Origin of the sequence: Providencia sp., from assembly GCF_052096715.1 — a bacterium.
Classification (GTDB): domain Bacteria; phylum Pseudomonadota; class Gammaproteobacteria; order Enterobacterales; family Enterobacteriaceae; genus Providencia.
Map to the genome: position 1 here is coordinate 53058 of NZ_JBQDNB010000001.1, position 21203 is coordinate 74260.

The following is a 21203-nucleotide window of genomic DNA, read 5'->3' on the forward strand; positions in this document are numbered from 1 at the left end:
CACCGCGCTCTATGTTGCAATCCTCACCATTACTGGAATATCAATAAAAATAATATATCAATGGAAGCTCAACAATTTTCACGTGCAGTGCTTGACTGGTACCACAAATACGGACGAAAAACCTTACCATGGCAACAGGAAAAAAGTTCCTATCACGTCTGGTTATCGGAAGTCATGCTGCAACAAACTCAAGTCAGCACCGTCATCCCTTATTTTGAAAAATTTATTCACCGGTTTCCCGATGTGAACGCCCTAGCGGCTGCGCCTTTAGATGAAGTTTTGCACTTGTGGACAGGCCTAGGCTATTACGCACGTGCACGCAATTTACATAAAGCGGCTCAAATGGTTTCAACGCAATACCACGGGCAATTCCCCACCACTTTTGATGAAGTTCTTGCTTTACCGGGTGTTGGACGCTCCACTGCTGGTGCTATATTGTCGTTATCTCAACAGCAACATTACCCAATTTTAGATGGTAATGTAAAACGCGTGCTTGCTCGCTGTTATGCAGTTGATGGATGGCCGGGTAAAAAAGATGTTGAAAATCGGCTTTGGGATATCAGCACTAAAGTGACCCCAAAAAAAGAAGTCGAATTTTTTAACCAAGCCATGATGGATTTAGGCGCTATGGTCTGTACTCGTAGCAAACCAAAATGTGAATTGTGTCCGCTCAATATGGGCTGTGTAGCTTATGCCAATCATTCATGGCAGACCTATCCAGGGAAAAAACCAAAACAAACCATCCCTGAAAAAAGCGCTTGGTTCTTAATTATGCAGCAAGAAGGTTCAGTTTGGTTAGAACAACGCCCACCTTCCGGCATCTGGGGGGGATTATTTGTTTTTCCACAATTTGAGTCTTTCGAAAAATTGAATGAATGGCTTGTCAACTCAGGACTAGGTCATGATACGCCTGAGCAATTAATTGCGTTTCGCCACACTTTTAGCCATTTCCATCTAGATATTATTCCTGTAAAAGTTAATATTAACGCATTTAATTCTGCCATGGATGAAGGCAAAGGACTCTGGTATAACTTACACTTAGGTGCAACAATCGGCTTGGCAGCACCGGTTGATAGTTTATTAAAACAACTTGCCTTACTACCTGATATTTGAGGAAATAATTAATGAGTAGAACCATTTTTTGTACTTTTTTACAACGTGATGCTGATGGTCAAGATTTTCAGCTATATCCAGGTGAATTAGGTAAACGTATTTTTAATGAAATTTCAAAAGAAGCTTGGAGTCAGTGGATGACAAAACAAACCATGCTGATTAATGAAAAGAAACTCAACACCATGAACCCTGATGACCGTAAAATGCTTGAGCAAGAAATGGTCAAATTCTTATTTGAAGGGCATGATATTCAAATTGATGGTTATACACCTGAATAATCGCTTATTGGCCTATCTACCTATAGGTAGGCCTATTGCATTAACACTGTGAATCGTATGAAAAAACTATTTGCGCTAACATTGCTGATACCACTGATTGTTTCTTGTTCTAGCAATCAAAAAACTGATTATAACCCTGACTTTATCAAAGACACCAATGGGTTCGATATTCTTATGGGACAATTTGCTCATAATATTGAAAACATTTGGGGCATCAAAGAAGTGCTTATTGCAGGTCCTAAAGACTATGTGAAATATACCGATGAATATCGCACTCGCAGCCATATTAACTTTGACGCAGGTACCATCACAGTCGAAACAATTTCAGCTATTGAGCCTGCACAACATCTCAAAAAAGCCATAGTGACTACTTTATTGATGGGCGATGATCCTAATTCTATCGACCTCTATTCTGATACCAATGATATACCTTACAGCAAAGAACCATTTTTGTTTGGTCAAGTATTAGATAATACGGGTGAACCCCTTCGTTGGGAGTGGCGCGCAACTAAATTTGCAGATTATCTGATTACTAACAAAATGCAACGTCGCCAATCAGGCATGAATATCGTTTGGTCAGTCACCATGCAGCTCGTGCCAAACCATCTAGATAAACGCGCCCATAAATATCTGCCTTATATTAAAAAATCTGCTGCTAAATATGGGGTTGATGAATCACTGATCCTTGCCATTATGCAGATAGAATCGAGCTTTAACCCTTATGCAGTTAGCCGCTCTGATGCGCTTGGTTTAATGCAAATCATGCCAAATACTGCTGGTAAAGATGTTTTCCGCTCACAAGGTAAATCTGGCGTACCGAGTCGCAGTTATTTGTTTGATCCACAAAACAATATCGATACAGGTGCCGCTTATTTAGCTATTTTGCAAAACAGCTACTTGGGCGAGGTAAGCAATCAAACCTCTCGCCGCTACGCGGTTATTACCGCCTATAATGGTGGTGCTGGTAGCGTATTGCGCGTATTCCACAGTGATAAGAAACAAGCAGCACAGCGTATTAATAATTTAGAGCCTGGTGAGGTTTATGAAACATTATCGACTAAGCACCCTGCCGCTGAATCACGCAATTACCTTATCAAGGTAAATAAAGCACAGAAAAATTATTTACGCTAAGACATCTTAATTTGAAAAGTGATGATGTTAAAAAATCATCGATAAGCATTAACGTTAAATGCCAGCGAGAAAATAATCTTTTTTCTCGCTGGCATTTATTTTCTTATCACATTTTTTATTCATTTAGATTAAAATTTAGCTAACCTGTTGAAAAAAAGCGCATCCGACCTAAGTTTTTTAGAATGTTCCTTGACTCACCCTCTTAAATCAGGTTTAATACGCTCCGTTGCCCGGATAGCTCAGTCGGTAGAGCAGGGGATTGAAAATCCCCGTGTCCTTGGTTCGATTCCGAGTCCGGGCACCACGCATTTATAAGACCTCGCTAAAAAGCGAGGTTTTTTATACCTAAAATCTCTGAGATAAGGCGTCTCAACGCTTTTCAAGTCTTTCGTTTGTCAACTGAGTTCAACTGACATTACCCTACATCAAATACAAATAAGGGTAACAATCAGGGTAACTGCAGTTCGATTTAGTTTGTTACCCTTAGCTAATCCGGTCAAACTAGTTTTTATTGAGCTCGTCCAATTAAATCGCTAAATACAAATTACACTTAGCTTCTTTTTACTTGCTGAGCAATGATAACGACAACAGTGTATTCATCTTAAAAACACACCTCATTAATCAATATAATTTCCATTACTCAACATCCCTGAATATCTGGTACGTAATTTTATACCTTCATATGATGTTTAAACCTGATTGACGTATTGATGATTATGTATATTGAATAGTGTAAATTTCTCACCGTCCAAATCAGGATAAATAAACCCACCGCCATTAAGTGAGGTACTCCCGATAACTCCCCATGTTTCATTACAGAACTATTCCATGATAGCAAAAATAACCAATTCAAAGGTGGTGAAGCTTTTTCTACCACCAAAGTAAGCATTTCAAAATTGGGGACGTTAGTGTAGATATACTGTCTTAGCTTGAATAATGACTAGAAAACAAATTATGTTGTGTCATAGAAGTATACGCTGAACTCAATGTAAAAAGCCCCTCATCTGATTTCTCATCTGGGGGCTGGACTTGTTTGATTTAGCTAAATGTCGAGATGTAAAACTAAAGTTGGTTGGCGACACTGAATAAACCCAATAGCCAGCCAATGCCTTGAGGACCAATTGCCCAGAATAATTTCGCTTTTGCAATACCTAACGCGCCTTCTTTTGTATAAATGGCATCAGGCTTCAACCATTGTTTAATAAGCACCCCAATAAACATACCTATGCCGGGGCTGATGGTTAACCAAAATAATAGGCTGATACCTTGCCATACACTGCGTATATAGCCTGTAGAATTGATAATATGAAACAGAACAATAATTAATGCGATACCAAAAGCAATGCCGAGATAACGTAAAAACAAAAATAACATGTGAGATAACCTTAGTGATGAATGATGTGTTAGCGTGATAATTGTTTTGCACAAGACTGAATTGTTTGCACAAGGTATTGACCATAACCTTGTGGAGCAGGAGCTCCACCTTTAGCTACGGCTTGAATGGTGGCTGGTGAATATTGCTGAGACATCGCCTCCCATGTACATGAACAGAGTTCACTGCTTCCCCCGCTGAGTTTACAATCACGGGTAAATGAGAACTCCTCTGGAGAGCCGCATCCTACTAATATTAAGCTGATGACAATACCACTAGTGATTGCAATAATCTTAGTGTTCAGTGGTTGAAATATGGATATATACGTCATTTGAAATTCCTTCCGATAAAAAGTTAAAGGTCCGTACCCATTTCTACCATAACGTGTTGAAAATAATCAAAATATGGTAGACCCTGAATAAATTCAGCTTTTGACGATAAATGGCAGATATCTTTTTGCCGTGAGAAAGAAACATCCGTGATCGTAACTGAGAAAATATGATTGAGCGGTATGACATTCAGTTGTGAAAGGTGGCAACCAATTAAGTACCATTTTTCTTGGTTTAACACTAAACGATAAGGCTCGATAAAAAGGCTAATACCATCAGCTTTGTGTATCTGAATACCGACCATTGTAGTAATACTTTGGATTATACGATAAAAGCATTCAGCGCTAGTTGGATGGGCTTCTATTGTGTTATGACACGCCAAGCAAGGGTAGTGAAGATCACTGCGGATTAGATTATTCACTGTTTTGCGAGTTAGCCCCGGAAAATATCCAGATAGACCCACTTTTTGTAAAAAGGTAAAAATATCAGACGGACGTGATGCATTTAAACGACCAGATAAACGATACCCATCATACCCGGACACTAAATCGAGATGAGATAGGCGCTGATAAAAATCACGTTGTATGGTTCGCTCTGAAACGCCAAACTCTTCAGCAAGTGTTCGCAATGATAATATTTCTCCAGATAGTAATCGGGAGATAATGATTGACAAGCGTAATGCCAATCGGTCATGTCGAGAATTCTTTTCTTTCATGCCAATATTCTCCTACCTCATGAAACCATAAGCATTAGTATATAAAACTGTATTGACAGGATGTGTCATTGAGGTACTGAAAGTTATAAATTAAATAGAGAAACACAACTCATTAACCATTTGAAATTACTACCATTATTTCTGGCGTTGATTTTTATCATGATTTCGACACAACCTGTCATGATGTATTTCACTATTTATTTTCATAATGGGTAAAATTGCTTCATCAGTGCCTGAGAAAAATATCAAGAAAATTATTCCAGTATTTTTTAAATAATTAATACCCATGCTTATTTTGATAAATATAATCCCCCCAGAAATGAGTAAAAATAAATAAAATTAAGTTTTATCAGTGAGGTTATATAGAAATGAAATTAGATATATGTTTATTTTGAGAGAATGATTACTCTAGTTGGCGTAGTGTATAAATTTAATACGCATTCATCGCAGGCAGATCCTACAGTCTCAACACTGGCATTTGCCAGTGTTGAGACTGTAATTAAATAAATATAACTTATGACTATAATCGGCTATCGCTAATGACTTTCCTCTCCTGAATCTTGCGCGACAGCAAAGTTTTAAATCAAAAACTGTACAACAACTTGCTGCTATTCAGCGGTAATTAAACGTCGCCACCGGCACCTTAACTTCTCAATAAAATCAACAAATTTTTGAAAGACAGTCTGCTTTTTGGTTTTATACTGTGGATTCAGTGGACTGAGTTTTGGTAGTGTTTCATTGAGTGCCGTACCGTTTTCTGTCGCGTATTCACGTTTCAAAGACGCACTGATATAACGCCTTGCGGCTGCCGCATTCAAGTTCTCTTCTTTGATTAACGCGTCAACCTCGCGTTGCTGAGCCTGCTGAGCAAAGGAGTAGAATGCCTCAATAATCCCTTCTTTATTCGGCATATCATCGAGATTAGTCTGTTCGATAAAATCAACCATCAACCCTTCTTTAGCTCGATTACCCAAACTAGCACTGATCAACCGTTTCACTTCCTCTTTGAGCGTTTCTTTGTCTGTGTTTTTTGGTGGTACTCATAAATCAGCTCCAAAATATAATCGAGGTTAATTTCTTGGGATTTTAATAAATCCACCTCAAAGACCACATCATCCCGGTCAACGGTGTTCTTATCTTTCGCATTGGCATCACGCTCCCGGCGTTGCCATTCCCGAATGTCGTTATAGCTTGAACGGTAGTCCTGAATTTTGCGGTCAGTCGGTAAGCATATGATTTGAAGCTCAGCGAATTTCTCATCGTCCAGATAGTATTCGTTTTTAAAGACTTCTACCGCAATTGGATCGCTCAGATTAACGGTTTTCAAGGCTTTTAGTGACGTAAATTCATCATAGTTTTGTAGGATAATCGCTGGAAGAAGTCTAACTTATCGGTTAAATGAATTAAATCATCAGTGGAACTCACATAACCTTGTTATATATCCAGCCGGGAAAACCAAGGCAGAATACATATATTTAACGGTTTAACAGGACAATACGTTATGACTGGCTGAACTAGGTTATTTTCATCCATATCCGTGAAGTGCAGGAAGTCGCAACAAACTGGTTATGGCATTATAATCATGAGCGTCCACATATGGGCCTGGACGGTATTACGCCAATGCAAAAGCGAGCTCAGTTGACCACATTCTACTGAAAACCTCTGTCGAAAATGGGGGAATTACCGTGGAGTATGAAAATAAGTTTTTCCTATGTGAATGATATAAAAGGAGATAAGGTATGTCAGATTTTTTAGATACTAAAACCAGTATGGTGATATACGCTTTAGAAAAAAGTTTAGCTGCATACGTAAAACGAGAAGATATAGGTAAAGAAAGTTCTTTATCTGAACACTTTAGTTCTCGTTCTGCAATTGAAATTCAAAAAGGAAGGGATGCAATAACTAACACACAATCACTAATTGAGGCCAGCTATATAAATGATATTTTCAGCTATGCTTTAATAGTTTCTAAAGGCACTTCGGATTATGATAGACTTAACGAATTAAAGAGCTTTTGCAATACCATAAATTTATTCTTTATAAGAAATCAAGTTAGCCACCCAACCATTCCATGATCATTATTGGTATTGTGCTGCTGCAATCGCTTCTCATCCAATGATTGAGGCACTGCAATTCATCAATGTTCAAGAGAATTTCTATGCAGCTTTAACAGGACAATTAAAATCACCACCTGAAGAGTGGTTTAAACAAGTAAGCTGGGAGATTGATAATAATCTTCCTGAAAAATTTGACCATGATATAACAAGTTTAATCGGTCGTAAAAAAGAGAGAAAAGCACTTTTAGCTGCAATCAATAATCCTCGTATAAATTTCATTTCGATTGTAGCCCCTGGTGGAGTAGGTAAAACAGCACTCGCATTAGATTTATTAAAAGAAATAAGTTTAACACCTTCATCGCATGAGAAATTTGATCATATATGTTATGTAACATTAAAAAAACATCACTTAACAGTGAATGGTATTACTGAACTTGAAAATATTGATTCAATAACTCAAATTAAACAAGAGATAGTTAAATACTTTAGTCCAGATGATTTTGATAGTACAAAACAAGACTTAAATTATTCTGATGTCTTAACAGAAGAAAATGATAAAAAGGTTTTATTATGCATTGATAACCTTGAAACACTCCTTCGAGATGGCCCTGATGAATTCATGGCTTTTTTATATGAATTACCTACTAATTTCAAAGTGATTGTCACTAGTCGAATAATGGTAGATAGTTCGTATCCAATTCCCTTAAAAGAACTTCAAACTGAGGGTACTTTTCAACTTGCCAAATCATATTCTGATAAGAAAGGCATCATGAATTTGGAGAATGTTGAATTAACGAAAATTATCGACTTTACACATAATAACCCTTTAGCAATAAGACTTACCATCGATGCAGTTCACTCAGGGATGCCAGTTCCTGAATCGATAGAGAAATCGAAAAAAGACATTGCTTCATTTTCATTTAATAACCTCATTGAAACTCTAACCGAAGATGCAGTTTTAGTATTGGAGTGTTTATTTGTTGCTGGTAACGCAAATCGAGAGTTCTTATCCCATTTCTTAGAGTTTGATCAAGATGCAATTGCAAAAACTATCAAAGAACTCACAAATACATCATTAATATCAAGAAATACAATAAATAACGGTGAAGATCAATTTTCATTGAGTGAATCAGTTAAAGACCTACTAATAAAAGGTCCAAGAAACATGGCGGCCCGCACTAAAATAATTGAAAAAACAAAGCAGCAACGCCAAGATATTTTATTGCTCCAAAAATTCCAGCAAGATAAAGATTTACATAAATTTCATTACCACTTTATTCCCCAGGATTGCCCAGAAGCTCTTCAACTAGCCATAAACGATGCCAATAAAATCTTAGGCTACAGAAAAAACCCTCACAGAGAAAAATTGATCGCTATCTTTGAACGATTTAATACACTAATTCAGTTATATCCAAATTCATCTATATTTTTGAGAACATTTGCTAGAATCTCAGAAAAACTAGGTGATATTCCATCTGCCTTGATACATATAAATAACGCATGTCTTTTTGAGCCTGAAAACCCTTTAAACAAGCTAACGTTAATGTACATTGAAAAAAATAGGGGTGAGTTCATTGAGGCTCAGAACGCTGCTCAAGAATTAATAGATCGTGGATTTGATAGTGCACAATTGTCCGGAGATGTTCTTTCAGCTACTATTATGAGAGAGTATCTTGGAGTACATCTTTACGGTCTAGAATATAATGACATCATCGAATACACTGAGAACTGGATGACATCAAGCCACTTGCATGAGCAAGCCTATTTCAGAACGGCTGCCTTAAAGAGGTCAATAGAGAATACTTTCAGATTTAATACACAAGAAGCAGAAAAAAATATTTCTGAGATCATAGAAATATTATCCCACATGTTTAACCAAGGCGGCCTAAATGACAGGCTTGCCGATGAAGGAATAAAAGCCTTAAGCCTATCGTGTTATTTATTAAAAACTGATGGCTATGAACCATCCAGCTCACAGTTTATTTCCAACCTAATAAATTTCACTGAAAACAATCTTGCTGAAATGACAAAGTATTCGATTTCATTCAACATGAAAAGCAAGGATGTTGTTGAAATTGCATCCACACTTATGTCTATTAAAATACCATCCAACCCATTCCGTTCTTTGAAGTGGAAACATTTCAGCACATCAGAAAACTTTAATGAATATGAATCTAAACATTGGGAATCAAACGGTTATAAAATCACAACAATTTACTCTGACTTTAACATAAAAAAAGGATTCGTTTATTCGAAAGATTCAGACGGAATTGAATATATGATTCATATAAATAGCTGCCTAGGTGATGAAAAATACCGTTGGGAGGAGTACTCTCGCGGTAAGTCTGTGGCGATTAAATCGACACGAAGCAAGAAAGGTTATGCTGCAATCGAAAGTCATTTAATCTAAAAGGATATACAAAGGCGTGTGCATAATGCTCGCCACGCCTCGATACCTTCCTAAAGTGTCCACTTCCAGATGTGAAAGTACCGTTTCAAAGGAAACGGCGAAGTGATTATGACCATAATCAAGCATAAAAACTGCACTACTGTTACAGCAATCAATATCAATATGAGTACACACTAAACAGTGTTTGACCTCTTTGAAGTTGTAGAAATTCCAAGTAATTTACCTACTAACACTCCTTATTTATATTTCCATAGCTTTTTGATGAAAAAGAAATAACCCCAGATTTTAGGCATGGGAAAACCGTAGCAGCAGTGTGCATATTAAAATCCTAATATTGATGTTCAGTGAGGTATAAACGTTATTGAGGAAGGTCTTTGATAATATGAAATATGTGGAAATGAATGGAGATAAGTCGTGTAATTATCACGCTGCAAATTCATAAGGCATAATGAAATGGCCTTGTATGCTGTCAAGATAATCAGCCCACCATTGGATCATCTTTGTACGCTCCATGATGTGCTCTGCTTTGTGAATATAAGCCGCCCTGACGTGATTGCGTTCTTGGTGACTCATTTGCCGTTCAATGGCATCACGCCCCCAAAGGCTGGATTCAACAAGAGCGCTGCACGCCATTGCTCTAAATCCATGCAAACAAAGTTCAGTTTTCGTGTCGTACCCTAATTTACGGATCGCCTTGTTTAAGGTATTTTCACTCATCGGTTTGTTGTTATCTTTTACGCTACTAAAGATAAACGTACTTTTTCCAGTATATTCATAAATTTCTTGCAGCAGAGCTAAGGCTTGAGAGGATAATGGGACAAGCTGTGGCGTTTTCATTTTTGATCCACGATGAGCATATTTCACACCTTCAATAGCTTCCCGCTCCGCCGGAATTGTCCATAACTTTTGTTCAAAATCAATTTCATCCCATCGTGCCAACCTTAACTCACTGGAGCGAACAAAAGTGAGTAAGGAAAGTTGTAAAGCTAACTGTGTTAGTCGATTTCCCTGATAGTGCTTAATGCGTACCAGAAGGTCTGGCACCTGTTTTATGTCAAGAGCAGGTCTATGGGTCACTTTATTCTTATTAATGACGCCACCAAGCTCCTGTGCGGGATTATAGGTAATTAATCCTTGCTGGACGGCATAACGTAAAATAGCCTTAATCCGCTGTTGTAATCGTGACGCAAGTTCTGTTTTACCCGTTAACGCAACTGCTTTAATTGGTGCGAGTAATACTTTGGTTGTTATTGCCTCAATGTGCATATCGCCAATGTCTGGGATAACATACTGTTCAAGGCTATTAACAACCCTCTGCCTGTGACACTCTGTCCACGTGTGTTGGTTATTACTCCATTCCTTCGCGACCTTAGCAAAGATTTGATGGTTATGCAGCATCTCCTCACGTTCTTTTACTTTTGGGTCACGCCCGAGTGCTAAGATTTCTTTAATCTCAGTCCGTTTAATGCGAGCTTGCTGAAGCGAGACTAAAGGATATAAACCGATTGAATAGGTATTTTCTTTATTATTAAAGCGCTAACGTAATTGCCATGATTTACTTCCATTCAGAAAAATGGCAAGTGTTAAACCCTGACCATCCGTTAAACGATAGACTTTCTCTTTACTTTTTGCTGATTTAATTTTCGTCTCAGTTAAAGACATAATGTGCTCCAAAATCGGGTGATAGTCATCAATATGTTCAATTACTCTGTGATTTCCTGTTCATCAATCCATTGTTCAATATCACTCAAACGCCATCATGAAGAACGCCCCATTTTGATAGGTTTAGGAAAGGCTTGTTTTTGAATTAAGCTGTAGACCCATTTATCCGTCATACCAATAAGCTGAGTAATCTTTTTCATATCAATTAAGATATAACGCGTGTCGTTATAATTAACTTGCTCGATGGTTTTGAATAGGGATGTAGAAAGCGAATTATTAGCAATAGAAGGATTCATCATGACCTCTCATTTATGGTTGTGTACATAAGAGAGGTCTCTCCGTTATTTTTTAATCCTTATTTAAATTTTCTTGAATAGCTTTTACAATAATGACAACAACATCCAGTAATGCTGAAAACATATAAACCTCCATTAATGTATAAAATAAAAAACATCACCATTGATATTCAACTCAGTGATATAGTTTTGAAATTAGTTATAAGTCACTTTCATTCATTAAAGGAAGAGTGTTTACTGCATGACTTCTGGGTCTGCCTCTCGGACTTTTAATATTAACCCCGCTCACAAAACAACGATAAAAGTCTTGGATATTTTCTTTCTGCTCTTTTTTAGCGAAGTATTTAGCTAGGCAAATAAAACCATTAACAGAATTTAAATCATAATAACTTTTAGTATTCCCCACGATAGCACACTTATAATTCCCTGCATCATTACAATCAAAGGTATGACTTGCACCTCGAGTATGCTGACACCAAAAATTATCAAGCCAAAGATAAAAAGGATAATACTTTTGATGTACTTGACCATTAATAAAAAAAACAGCATGAATATGAAGACCACCCATTTTCGAATTTTCCATGACAAATTGACAACCAATCACAGCATTGTGATTGGATTTAAAAACATGGTAAAGATAAATCATGTCCTGATACGCTTTATTGATATTTTCAGGTTTCTGTCGTGCATAATGAAAATCGACTCTTACATTTAATAGCTTTGAATAGTTTTGATTTAGTAGATTGAATTGACGGACTAGCTTATTATAGATAGAGGGGTATATCTCATGTATATTACTCATCTTTTTTCTTTCCTAATTGATTGTGTGCCTATAGGAATAGATGTGCAGTAAACATTTACTGGGTATGGTAGATTACTTCAAAGTAATGTCGTTGTGACAAGCGGATATGAAGGCTATAGCTGCCATTGATGAGATGAATAGATATGGGTATAGAAAGAGATTATGAGATATGCAAGGTTAGTAGTAAGTAAGGTAATAATATTAATAACCTAAATTAAGGTGACCCATTCAGCGCATTGATATTATTAAACAAATAAAGCTACTTGGCGCTAAGGATATTTTCATGAGAATAAAGATTGGCTTTAGCAACCCCGACATCATGATAAAAATAGTCGAGAAATCGATTAAAATGAACCTTTCTAAGTCCCAATTTGTTGAAAACACAGTACGGAAATATTTTGAACATAACGCTGATGAAAACGTAACATTAGGCTTTGGTAAATATTTTCGAAAAGGTGAACGATTACAGGTAAACTTCAAAGATGAAAAGCTAATTAAATTGATTGAAATACATGCAAAAAAATATAACATCCCCAAGTCAAAACTTATCGATTACATTTTAAATAGATATTTAAATAGCAAAAACGAAAAAAAAGAAAAATTTCAACGAAATATTTTTAGTCGTAGATTTCATTTTTATATTAAAAACAACAAAAAAACACGCTTGGAATTATTGGAGGAAGGAAATTTAAATATAAATATAGCCTCACGTTCTTTATCTTTATCCAAATTAAACAAAGCCTATAACAAAGAAATAAAAACGACCTTAGCTTTAACACTAGAAAATGGATTAACCAATGATAAATTAAGTCCGAATGGATTTTATTACCTTACTCTAGTTAACGAAGCAAAAGTTATTAGTAGAAGACTTATTATTAAAGAAAAAATCACAAAAAATAAAAATGAAAGTAATCTAGAAAAAAATAAAAAAAGAGAAATAAAGATAACAAATAGAGATAAGTATCTTTATAGCATTGATATAGATTACATAATAATAAAAGCAGCAACGATAAAAATAGAGAAAAAAAATAATTTCAGAGAGTTCAATTTTATCATATTTGATAGGGATGAAATTTTAGTCAAGTTAAAGAAATATGTAGACCTACACACAATAGAATATGTATCAAAGAAAAAAAACAAATATTATCAACCTAAATATAATTACGGCGGTATTTTACCTGAAATAATCAATAAAACAGGGTACTATTACATTCGATTATTTGATGAATCTAAAGATATTAAAAAATCACTTAAAAAAGGACATACTTTTAAATTTGATAAAAACTTCATACTCAAACAAATTCCTAACGCCAAAGATCTAGGTGATGTAGACGATAGCGTATCAATAGTCAATATCTTACCTATTTATGAGTATAAAAATAAACTTTACCTGAACCATGTACAATACGTTTATGAAAAGGGTAATATTGAGGGTAAAAAATCGAAATAAAATCAAAATAAACATATTAATCAGTTAATTACATTACAATTCGATTCCGAGTCCGGGCACCACTTTATTATTAACAGACGTCATAGACGTCTGTTTTTGTTTGTAGCGTTCGCTAAAATCAACACTCTCCCAAAGTTTCAACTCAACTGAATTCTACTAAACTCTACCCACATCAACCCCATAGTGCTGATATACACTGGTTCGATAGAATTTTGTACCTACTTTTTCTCTCAGGAAGCTTGCTATAGCTCTGACTGACGCTAAAATTCGGACGGCTAAACCCGATCCAAAATCCTGCAAATTAGCCGATGGTGCAGGATTGCACATATTGGTTCACACCAACGGCTCTAAATATTGGCGATTACACTATTGTTATTTAGGTAAAAAGAAAACCTTAGCATTGGATTTATACCCTGACGTTTCTTTATCTGAAGCAAGGCTTAAACGCGATGAAGCGAGAAAGCTGATTACTGACGGCATTGCCCCCTGCGAACAAAAGTGTGTCTCTAAAGCAGCCTCAGATACAAACCTCTCTTTTGAAGCAATCACAAGGCAATGGTATGCCAGCAATAGAAAATGGCCAGAGCCCCACAAGAAAAGATTTTAAAAAGTTTAGAGTCACATGTATTTTCTTATATTGGATTACGCGATATCACTCACCTTAAAACCATATAGCCCTATAGGGGCCGTATCACAATATCGTCCTCCTTTTAATATTTTTTTACTCAGTTATAAGAAATTGTAAAACTCACATCTGCATTGGCATCCCCTTCTATCACCGCCCCCGTAGACATATACGCTGCATAAAACGTGAGTGTCGTGTCCTCTGTCGTAGACACACTTTTTCCTGATGACGCGACATTAAGCGGAATAAGCGATATTTTATCTTTTTCATAAATCGCAATTCCCACATTTTCAGCACCACCTGGTTGAAGTCCTAAAAGTTGAGTATTTCCACTGGCGACATCACCACTAAAAGTGACTTGAACATTTGTATAATCATAGGGGCAGCTACCTAATGTAATATCAAACGGCTCCAACGGCGTGATTTCACCAGTATGTTGTAAATACCCTGTACTGAACGTTCCTAGACGAACTGTTTGGGTTCCTCCAACACTCACTTCACAAGCGGAATTGGCTATTTTCCCTGTAATATTAAAAACAACATCTGCTGCATGCGCTACTTGGATAACACAACTCAATAAAAAAAAGCTCGTTTTCCATAATGCCGCCATTATTTTTTCCTCTTTTTCATCAATAAAACTCACAGAATACCCTATTGGTATGAAAGGGTGACTGAGGCGGTAGCATTTGCATCACCCGGCGTCACGGATTCCTGCATCCGAATATATTTAAAATTCAATGAGATAGTTACCATTTGGCCATTCCCTGTGGATTTATTACCCACTTGAAACTGGTTAGGGTTACCTTTTGAAGCACTGTCTATTCCTAACGATTTCGCCGTAGACTCATTATTATAAAAAACTTGAACCCCGACACCGCTGGCCGTTGAGCTCGGAGACAGTCCAATAATATTACTCGTATTTCCTACGTTCGATGCATCCGTCAACGTCATCCATGGCACAACACCAGAATCACAACGAAGAGTAACATCCGTCGAATAATCGCCAAAATTACCATTTACGGGGGGCAATTCCGCAGTTGAAAAACCATTTGCGCCGCCTAATGGAATAGACACACTTTTGGCTGACGTGACCTCACAAGACAATGCTAGGACATTAATATTGGTCGTATTAACATTAATACTGGCAGTTCGAATTAAACTACTACCTTGGTAACACCTAAAATCCGCAATTTTTTGACTGGGAAAAGTATTCGAGCCCGGACTCAGATCCATAGGCAGTTTAACAAATGCGAACCGGATATTTGCTCCAAAACTAGTTGACCCACCCGTTCCGCCGCCTGAGAAAGGGTAAACTTGAGTTTCATTTTGTGTCAATGGCGTCCACGCAGGCGCATTTGTGTCTTTCGACCCCATAATCCACCCCACCCCCGGCATATTGGATGAAAATATAGTATACGTAACCCCCTCCATCACCGCAGAATACCCCGATGAAGGAGATGAAGAAACAATGACAGCTTTAGTCATATTTCCACTACTATTGGGAACTTCACAAAACCGAGGTTCATTACCTGTTGCATTCCAGTTTCCTGTAAGTAAATCAAAGTCTGTCACCGCATCAGCAGGATTACTGTACGTAATAGTTGCCGGACTTAAGGTTAAATCAACACTGTATCCCGACATGCTATATGTCACGATCCAAAGTGATAAAAGGATTTTATTCACCATCGTACTCTGCCTTGTCAATTCAATTAATTCGTGAGCGCTATTGCGTCACGCACGCTGCCATCACTTCCAATACTGGCCGTGTTTTTTCAGACGGTAACGCAAAGTCAACACGGCATTGCTGGTCAGGCCCTTCCCCCCACTTCACTTGCAAACGCCCTTGCTCTGGTAAACCATTAAGATAAACATCTCCATTGTCACCCACTATTCCGATCATCGCGGCAGAGGATGACGATTCAGCCCCAACTAAGCTCACAATGGCGCCGAAGGGAATTACCTTTCCATTCACGCTGAGATTAATCAATGCCCGCCACCCAAGATGTGTGTCGAAATCTGCCCAGACTACTGCCCCCCGAGTCGGAATAACGGTCGTACTGTTACTCACTAAATCAACCTGGTCACTTAAACTTTCAACATCTAGCTGAATACGATTGCGCTGATACGGTATTAAATAAGGAACCACAGCGTAGCCTTTTGCATTGGTGCTGATCCCCGTCCGGTTTTGAACCATAACATCATTAGCATTGGGAGCTCGCACCAGCGCAATTGTTTCGCCTAACGGTTGCGATAACGTCAAACCGTCTTGGTGCAGAATCATTCCCCCTTGTAACCCGTAATTCAATCGTTGCATATTTGAGCTATAGCTGTATCCGCTGTTCAGTGTGCCATTTCCACCTTTGTATGAGAGCGACGCATGACCACTGCTTTGCTGGTCGTGATTACCGTAACTTTGCTGAACGCTATAATTCAATTTATTATCGACCGCATTTCCACTGACCCCAAGCTGAAAATTGCTCCTTCCCTGATTATCCGTGCTCATGTTGCTCATGATGTAACTGTTCGGCAGCAACACATCGAAAGGGATACTCAAATTTAATGAAAAAAGGTGGTTTGTTTTCAATCTTCCGGGCATATCATTGTAAGCATAATTCAATCCATAGCTGATAGAGTTCCAACTGCTGTTATACCCTGCCATTACCGTTTTCTCTCGGCCTTGGCTCCCCCAATAATTTTGCTGATAAGCATTTAAATACAGTGAGCCATAATGTCCCAGTAATTGGCTAATATTTGCTTGAAGGCGTGAACGCTTATTAAAATATGTACTGGATTGGTAAAAATCATTAGCCTCGGAAAAATCATAGTATCCTTCCGTCGAATACCGATAGCCCGCCAAAGTAACCGTGGTACCACTGCTCAGTAAGCTCTTCGCATATTGAAAGCGATAAGATTGACCATGGTATTGCAAAGGCAGAGGTTGAATATCAAACTCAGTTCGCGCATCGCGCATATCGAAAGAAACTGCCCCCATGTCACCTAAATTAAGTCCCAATCCAGCCGCTAGTGCTTGGTAATTATTAGAATAAAGCCCGCCGCCATATAGTGTTGTATTCCACGGTAAACCGTAGATGAGAGTTGACTGGATAAAGTTGGGCTCCTTACTTGAGTCAATATTCGAACGATATTTCCCCCCACTTAAAGTGTATTTGTGTTGTCCTTCACGTTGCATAATCGGAACCGATGAAAATGGCACCACAAAGGATTGTGCACTACCATTCATTTCTTCAACGGTTACCTCCAAGTTACCGCTTGACGAAGTTGGATACAGGTCAGTAATTTCAAAGGCACCCGCAGAGACATAAGTCTGATAAATAATAGAACCATTTTGACGTACAGTGACCTTTGCATTCGTTTGCGCTATTCCCTGTACAATAGGAGCAAAACCACGCAGGCTGTAAGGCAACATATTGTCATCCGAAGCCAGTTGCCCTCCCGTAAACTGAAAACCCTCAAAAATATCGCCTGAAGTAGTCGTTTCGCCAAGTGTCAATTGGCTGTTAAGGGCCATAATGTCTCGTTCAGCATAAGTATTCATGCTTTCCCAAAAACGTTTATTATCATTTTTAGAATAAATAGAATAATTCCGAAGGCGCCATGCCCCCACATTCAACCCACTGCGTAGGCTTAAAAACTGAGATTGTTGGTTTTTAACATTATCCTGCCACGTTTGCGCGCCTGTAAAATCATAATTGAGCGTAAGAGCTGCGGTTCCTTCATTCCATAACGCTGTCGGAACAGCCCCCCGCACGGCGGTATTCATCGCTATTTGAGGCACGCTAATCACCAATTTTTGCTGTGAAAAATCAAACTGAATCGATGAATCTGAAATCATATCTTGCAATGAGATGATGACGGCAGTGCTATCCATCGTTGATAAAGAAGACGAGGAAGCTGGGTTAATTCCCCAATCCATCAGTTGTTGCTTGGTCAGTTCGGGATAGAGCTTCTGCATCTCATCCACTCGAAAAGGGATGTCAAAGACCCCAATTGAATTGCTGTTCACTATTACATCAACAGTATAAGTGCCCGGTAACTGCCCCTCCGACTGTGAAAAAATTGCTAAGTTATCAATATCAGCAACAGACTGCATACCCCGTTTATCTAATGCATATGGATTAAAATAATCATCAGCGAAAGCAGCTTGCATCCCTACACTCGAAGACAACGACGCGAAGACCAGCCAAGCCAAATAACGACGTGACACCATCGTGAAAAAAAATAGATTTTGATTTAATAATGATAATTTCATAATGATTTATAATTATCCAATGAATACGACGCTCCAAGCGGTCAAAATACAGCCTTTAGCTCAGTCAATAGTTGATAATTTTATTGGCGTTTGCCATCACATCTGGGTTTCAGGATCAGTTCTTCCACCATAATCATTAATGGTTGACCATTTAACTTTCAGTGGCCCGACAGTTGATTTAACGGGAAGTGCCCATCGCTGTTCACTAAAAGGAGCGACCATTCCAGGATTTGATATCGCAACACCATTTACATCCAGTTCACTTAAAGAGAGATAAAATGGCGTGGGATTTTTGGCAAATAACGCATCGCCATTACGTTGAAATGTCATTTTTTTATAAGCAAGCAAAGCATCTTGACTACTTAGTAATGCTGGACGATAAAATAATTTAATGCGACTATTTACCGAAATATGCAGTTCATTTTTGGCATTCGGATCGGAGGTTGGAATGGATTTAATATTAAGCCAATAGACTGACTCGCGGTTATCCGGTAAGTGACCGATTTTGACAATACGCAATGCATTTGCAGAATCCCCATTTAAACGAAATAATGGTGGAGTAATAATAAACGGCTGAGTTTTTTTCGATAATGTTGCACCCTGTTCATCATCAAGCCACGATTGTATTAAATAGGGTGTCTTGTCTAGATTTTTAATTGAAATGGCTGTTTCTTTTTTATCACCCTCATAAATAATACGAGTGCTCCCAATAATAATTCCGGCTTGACTTTCAATAGCGAAAAGAAATAAAACAACCGATAATAAAGAAGTTAAATATTTAGATAACATTTGGGTTTACACTCCAAAATAAAATAATGAGCCCCACAAAGTACCTATGGGACTCATTGTTTAATTAATTAATATTACTCGTAAGAAATATCAATCGTAACATCAGCATTTGCTTTACCTTCCGTTACCGTAGCGCCTGTTGTCATGTAACTCGCATAAATAACTTGCTCACCTGCCGAAGCGGTTAATGGAATGCTTAACCCATTAAAGTCATTCGGGGTAATGGTATTTGCCGAGTTGGCCGTACTATATAGCCCAATACCTACATTGCTTGCTTGATCTGCGGCACCGGTTTCAATTGCAAACAAATCAGGATTTACACCATCCACTGCACCACTGAATTTAATATTTGCTTTTGCCATATCAGGGCAGGCTGATAATGTAATTGTGATTGGTTTTAAATCCGTAGTTGCCCCCACATTATTTTGGTAATTAGCTTTACTCCATGTATCCAAGTTAACATTGATGCTCCCCGAAGTACTGGTGCCGTTGATATTCACTTCGCACGGCGAATCAGTAAAGGCACCGGAAAAATGAATCATTCCATCAATTGCAAATGCTGAACTGGTTAATGCAAATAGTGATGCAGCGATGAGTGTTTTTTTCATCTTAATACCTTATATTCTGTTTAAATTATAATTGACTAAATAAATAACAAATACACCTATTACTCGACTTCAATAAGTAAACAACTTTAATTAAAAATAAGATAATGGCTCTAATAGATAAATAAATATCATTATTGATAACATAGGCCTCTCAACTCTAATAAAGATGTTTACACCACACAAAATAAAATCCAATTCTATTTACACATGCACTTATTTACTTAAATACTTTCATTTTACCTAATTAATTATTTTATATAAAAAACTAATAATTGATTTTATTGATAAGCAAAAAATTTAATACACCAATATTATTATTACCAACATCACCTTTTACAAAAGATTCATTATTACTTAATCGATAAAAACAAAAATAGTTAATTTATTGTTTACTTTTCACACCTTAGAAATATTCAAAACGACCAAGTCGCTAAAAAATTCAGAAAGAAATATTGAATTAAAATACCTATAATGCATCTAAAACTAAAACGCCACTTGCCAGCGTTACTCCTGATACTGTTGCATTTCCCACCAAAGAGGCACTAACAGGGATTGAGCTACTGGTGAGCCCATTTAATGAAATTCCACTACCATTAGCACTGACTTGCGTGCCATTTAATGAGACTTGTGCTGACACCCCATTTCCAAAATTTAATCTACCATTAGTTACATTTGTCCCTGTTAATCGTAATTGATAGTTTTGCGCAGTTCCTGCCGTGCAAGATACCGATAAGCTAGTACTTTGTGTCAAACCATTAACATTCAAACTTGTTGATGAGTAATTTAGATTTAGATTTTGACTGTTCAAGCTACATACTGACTTGGGATTTGGGGGATTAGTTATCACTACATCGTTCACTGGTATTGAAAATTGTGCAAAACCAGATCCATTTCCCGCGATAGGACTCAGCCGGCAAGTCAGATAAAAATTTTCAAGATATGCATACGTTACGCTAGCGGATACAGTATTATCTGGGTATACACGGGGACGATTTAATAGTTTTTGGTTGGCCCATTGGGTGGCATGCGCAACCGTATTACCTCCGCAATAATCCATTGTTTCATTCAGTGTTCCTGATGGTGTATAAATAGTCAAACTACTACCACCAGAATAACGCATCGTAACCAATATGGATGGCTGATAACTACCGCATTGTGTACAGACAGCCGGATTTACACCCGATACATTACCTGAAATAATTGTTAGATAGCTCCTGTAATTAGCAAGATCTATATTTACTGTCGCGTTAGCATTTAATGGTACCAATAATATAAAAAAAGCCAATTGCAAGACCA

17 protein-coding genes, 1 tRNA gene and 4 pseudogenes are annotated in these 21203 nt (G+C 37.6%); 9 read left to right on the top strand and 13 right to left on the bottom strand.

Features of this window, described 5'->3' with window-relative positions; translation table 11 throughout:
- Positions 1-60 precede the first annotated feature (60 nt).
- The 4 genes from mutY to ACTH6U_RS00290 all read left to right on the top strand — a co-directional run bounded on the left by mutY (position 61) and on the right by ACTH6U_RS00290 (position 2826).
- Positions 61-1113, top strand: a complete 1053-nt coding sequence (gene mutY, locus ACTH6U_RS00275) for an A/G-specific adenine glycosylase (RefSeq protein ID WP_441831324.1) — start codon at positions 61-63, stop codon at positions 1111-1113.
- A gap of 11 nt (positions 1114-1124) precedes the next feature.
- Positions 1125-1391, top strand: coding sequence for an oxidative damage protection protein (locus ACTH6U_RS00280; protein WP_294108761.1), 267 nt, complete (start codon positions 1125-1127; stop codon positions 1389-1391).
- 57 nt (positions 1392-1448) lie between these two features.
- Positions 1449-2522, top strand: a complete 1074-nt coding sequence (mltC, locus tag ACTH6U_RS00285; RefSeq protein ID WP_294108759.1) for a membrane-bound lytic murein transglycosylase MltC — start codon at positions 1449-1451, stop codon at positions 2520-2522.
- 228 nt (positions 2523-2750) lie between these two features.
- Positions 2751-2826 (top strand) — tRNA-Phe (locus ACTH6U_RS00290).
- Positions 2827-3584: 758 nt separating this feature from the next.
- On the opposite strand, the gene ACTH6U_RS00295 is transcribed toward ACTH6U_RS00290, so the two are convergent.
- The 4 genes and pseudogenes from ACTH6U_RS00295 to ACTH6U_RS00310 form a co-directional block, all read right to left on the bottom strand.
- Positions 3585-3896, bottom strand: a complete 312-nt coding sequence (locus ACTH6U_RS00295) for a hypothetical protein (protein ID WP_441831325.1) — start codon at positions 3894-3896, stop codon at positions 3585-3587.
- Between the two features lie 29 nt (positions 3897-3925).
- Positions 3926-4225, bottom strand: coding sequence for a hypothetical protein (locus ACTH6U_RS00300; RefSeq protein WP_441831326.1), 300 nt, complete (start codon positions 4223-4225; stop codon positions 3926-3928).
- Between the two features lie 23 nt (positions 4226-4248).
- Positions 4249-4938 (bottom strand): helix-turn-helix transcriptional regulator, encoded by a 690-nt coding sequence (locus tag ACTH6U_RS00305; protein WP_441831327.1) that lies wholly within the window; start codon positions 4936-4938, stop codon positions 4249-4251.
- Positions 4939-5546: 608 nt separating this feature from the next.
- Positions 5547-6265: pseudogene (locus ACTH6U_RS00310) on the bottom strand (type I restriction endonuclease subunit R, EcoR124 family).
- Positions 6266-6363: 98 nt separating this feature from the next.
- Here ACTH6U_RS00310 and ACTH6U_RS00315 point away from each other — a divergent pair.
- From ACTH6U_RS00315 to ACTH6U_RS00325, 3 genes and pseudogenes are all read left to right on the top strand, one after another.
- Positions 6364-6594 (top strand): annotated as a pseudogene (locus tag ACTH6U_RS00315) (integrase core domain-containing protein); the annotation flags it as partial.
- Positions 6595-6677: 83 nt separating this feature from the next.
- Positions 6678-7013 carry a hypothetical protein gene (locus tag ACTH6U_RS00320; protein ID WP_441831328.1) on the top strand — a complete coding sequence of 112 codons (336 nt, stop codon included), beginning with the start codon at positions 6678-6680 and terminating at the stop codon, positions 7011-7013.
- A 40-nt stretch (positions 7014-7053) separates the two neighbouring features.
- Positions 7054-9405 carry an NB-ARC domain-containing protein gene (locus ACTH6U_RS00325; RefSeq protein ID WP_441831329.1) on the top strand — a complete coding sequence of 784 codons (2352 nt, stop codon included), beginning with the start codon at positions 7054-7056 and terminating at the stop codon, positions 9403-9405.
- A 423-nt stretch (positions 9406-9828) separates the two neighbouring features.
- Here the strand turns inward: ACTH6U_RS00325 and ACTH6U_RS00330 are convergent.
- The 3 genes and pseudogenes from ACTH6U_RS00330 to ACTH6U_RS00340 all read right to left on the bottom strand — a co-directional run bounded on the left by ACTH6U_RS00330 (position 9829) and on the right by ACTH6U_RS00340 (position 12165).
- Positions 9829-11067 (bottom strand): annotated as a pseudogene (locus tag ACTH6U_RS00330) (tyrosine-type recombinase/integrase).
- A 95-nt stretch (positions 11068-11162) separates the two neighbouring features.
- Positions 11163-11267: a helix-turn-helix transcriptional regulator gene (locus ACTH6U_RS00335; protein ID WP_441831450.1), complete on the bottom strand. Its 105-nt coding sequence runs from the start codon at positions 11265-11267 to the stop codon at positions 11163-11165.
- Positions 11268-11562: 295 nt separating this feature from the next.
- Entirely contained in the window at positions 11563-12165 is a 603-nt protein-coding gene (locus ACTH6U_RS00340; RefSeq protein WP_441831330.1) for a hypothetical protein, read from the bottom strand.
- A 283-nt stretch (positions 12166-12448) separates the two neighbouring features.
- On the opposite strand from ACTH6U_RS00340, the gene ACTH6U_RS00345 reads away from it, so the two are divergent.
- A complete protein-coding gene (locus ACTH6U_RS00345) occupies positions 12449-13615 on the top strand; it encodes a hypothetical protein (protein ID WP_441831331.1) in 1167 nt (388 codons plus the stop codon).
- Between the two features lie 244 nt (positions 13616-13859).
- Positions 13860-14284: pseudogene (locus ACTH6U_RS00350) on the top strand (Arm DNA-binding domain-containing protein); the annotation flags it as partial.
- A 56-nt stretch (positions 14285-14340) separates the two neighbouring features.
- Here the strand turns inward: ACTH6U_RS00350 and ACTH6U_RS00355 are convergent.
- The 6 genes from ACTH6U_RS00355 to ACTH6U_RS00380 form a co-directional block, all read right to left on the bottom strand.
- Positions 14341-14883, bottom strand: a complete 543-nt coding sequence (locus tag ACTH6U_RS00355) for a fimbrial protein (protein ID WP_441831332.1) — start codon at positions 14881-14883, stop codon at positions 14341-14343.
- An 8-nt stretch (positions 14884-14891) separates the two neighbouring features.
- Positions 14892-15926: a fimbrial protein gene (locus tag ACTH6U_RS00360; RefSeq protein ID WP_441831333.1), complete on the bottom strand. Its 1035-nt coding sequence runs from the start codon at positions 15924-15926 to the stop codon at positions 14892-14894.
- Between the two features lie 37 nt (positions 15927-15963).
- Positions 15964-18510 (bottom strand): fimbria/pilus outer membrane usher protein, encoded by a 2547-nt coding sequence (locus tag ACTH6U_RS00365; protein WP_441831334.1) that lies wholly within the window; start codon positions 18508-18510, stop codon positions 15964-15966.
- A gap of 96 nt (positions 18511-18606) precedes the next feature.
- Complete coding sequence (locus tag ACTH6U_RS00370) at positions 18607-19299, bottom strand: fimbrial biogenesis chaperone (RefSeq protein ID WP_441831335.1); 693 nt, start codon at positions 19297-19299, stop codon at positions 18607-18609.
- A 74-nt stretch (positions 19300-19373) separates the two neighbouring features.
- Entirely contained in the window at positions 19374-19907 is a 534-nt protein-coding gene (locus ACTH6U_RS00375) for a fimbrial protein (protein WP_441831336.1), read from the bottom strand.
- A gap of 466 nt (positions 19908-20373) precedes the next feature.
- Positions 20374-21192, bottom strand: coding sequence for a hypothetical protein (locus ACTH6U_RS00380; protein ID WP_441831337.1), 819 nt, complete (start codon positions 21190-21192; stop codon positions 20374-20376).
- Between the last annotated feature and the right edge of the window lie 11 nt (positions 21193-21203).

Excerpts from the sequence above, each read along its gene's own strand:
- ACTH6U_RS00365 (WP_441831334.1), bottom strand. The coding sequence starts at position 18,510 with ATGAAATTATCATTATTAAATCAAAATCTATTTTTTTTCACGATGGTG.
- ACTH6U_RS00340 (WP_441831330.1), bottom strand. The coding sequence starts at position 12,165 with ATGAGTAATATACATGAGATATACCCCTCTATCTATAATAAGCTAGTC.
- ACTH6U_RS00345 (WP_441831331.1), top strand. The coding sequence starts at position 12,449 with ATGAGAATAAAGATTGGCTTTAGCAACCCCGACATCATGATAAAAATA.
- ACTH6U_RS00325 (WP_441831329.1), top strand. The coding sequence starts at position 7,054 with ATGATTGAGGCACTGCAATTCATCAATGTTCAAGAGAATTTCTATGCA.
- ACTH6U_RS00295 (WP_441831325.1), bottom strand. The coding sequence starts at position 3,896 with ATGTTATTTTTGTTTTTACGTTATCTCGGCATTGCTTTTGGTATCGCA.
- ACTH6U_RS00370 (WP_441831335.1), bottom strand. The coding sequence starts at position 19,299 with ATGTTATCTAAATATTTAACTTCTTTATTATCGGTTGTTTTATTTCTT.
- mltC (WP_294108759.1), top strand. The coding sequence starts at position 1,449 with ATGAAAAAACTATTTGCGCTAACATTGCTGATACCACTGATTGTTTCT.
- ACTH6U_RS00280 (WP_294108761.1), top strand. The coding sequence starts at position 1,125 with ATGAGTAGAACCATTTTTTGTACTTTTTTACAACGTGATGCTGATGGT.
- ACTH6U_RS00375 (WP_441831336.1), bottom strand. The coding sequence starts at position 19,907 with ATGAAAAAAACACTCATCGCTGCATCACTATTTGCATTAACCAGTTCA.
- ACTH6U_RS00305 (WP_441831327.1), bottom strand. The coding sequence starts at position 4,938 with ATGAAAGAAAAGAATTCTCGACATGACCGATTGGCATTACGCTTGTCA.
- mutY (WP_441831324.1), top strand. The coding sequence starts at position 61 with ATGGAAGCTCAACAATTTTCACGTGCAGTGCTTGACTGGTACCACAAA.
- ACTH6U_RS00335 (WP_441831450.1), bottom strand. The coding sequence starts at position 11,267 with ATGAAAAAGATTACTCAGCTTATTGGTATGACGGATAAATGGGTCTAC.
- ACTH6U_RS00360 (WP_441831333.1), bottom strand. The coding sequence starts at position 15,926 with ATGGTGAATAAAATCCTTTTATCACTTTGGATCGTGACATATAGCATG.
- ACTH6U_RS00320 (WP_441831328.1), top strand. The coding sequence starts at position 6,678 with ATGTCAGATTTTTTAGATACTAAAACCAGTATGGTGATATACGCTTTA.
- ACTH6U_RS00300 (WP_441831326.1), bottom strand. The coding sequence starts at position 4,225 with ATGACGTATATATCCATATTTCAACCACTGAACACTAAGATTATTGCA.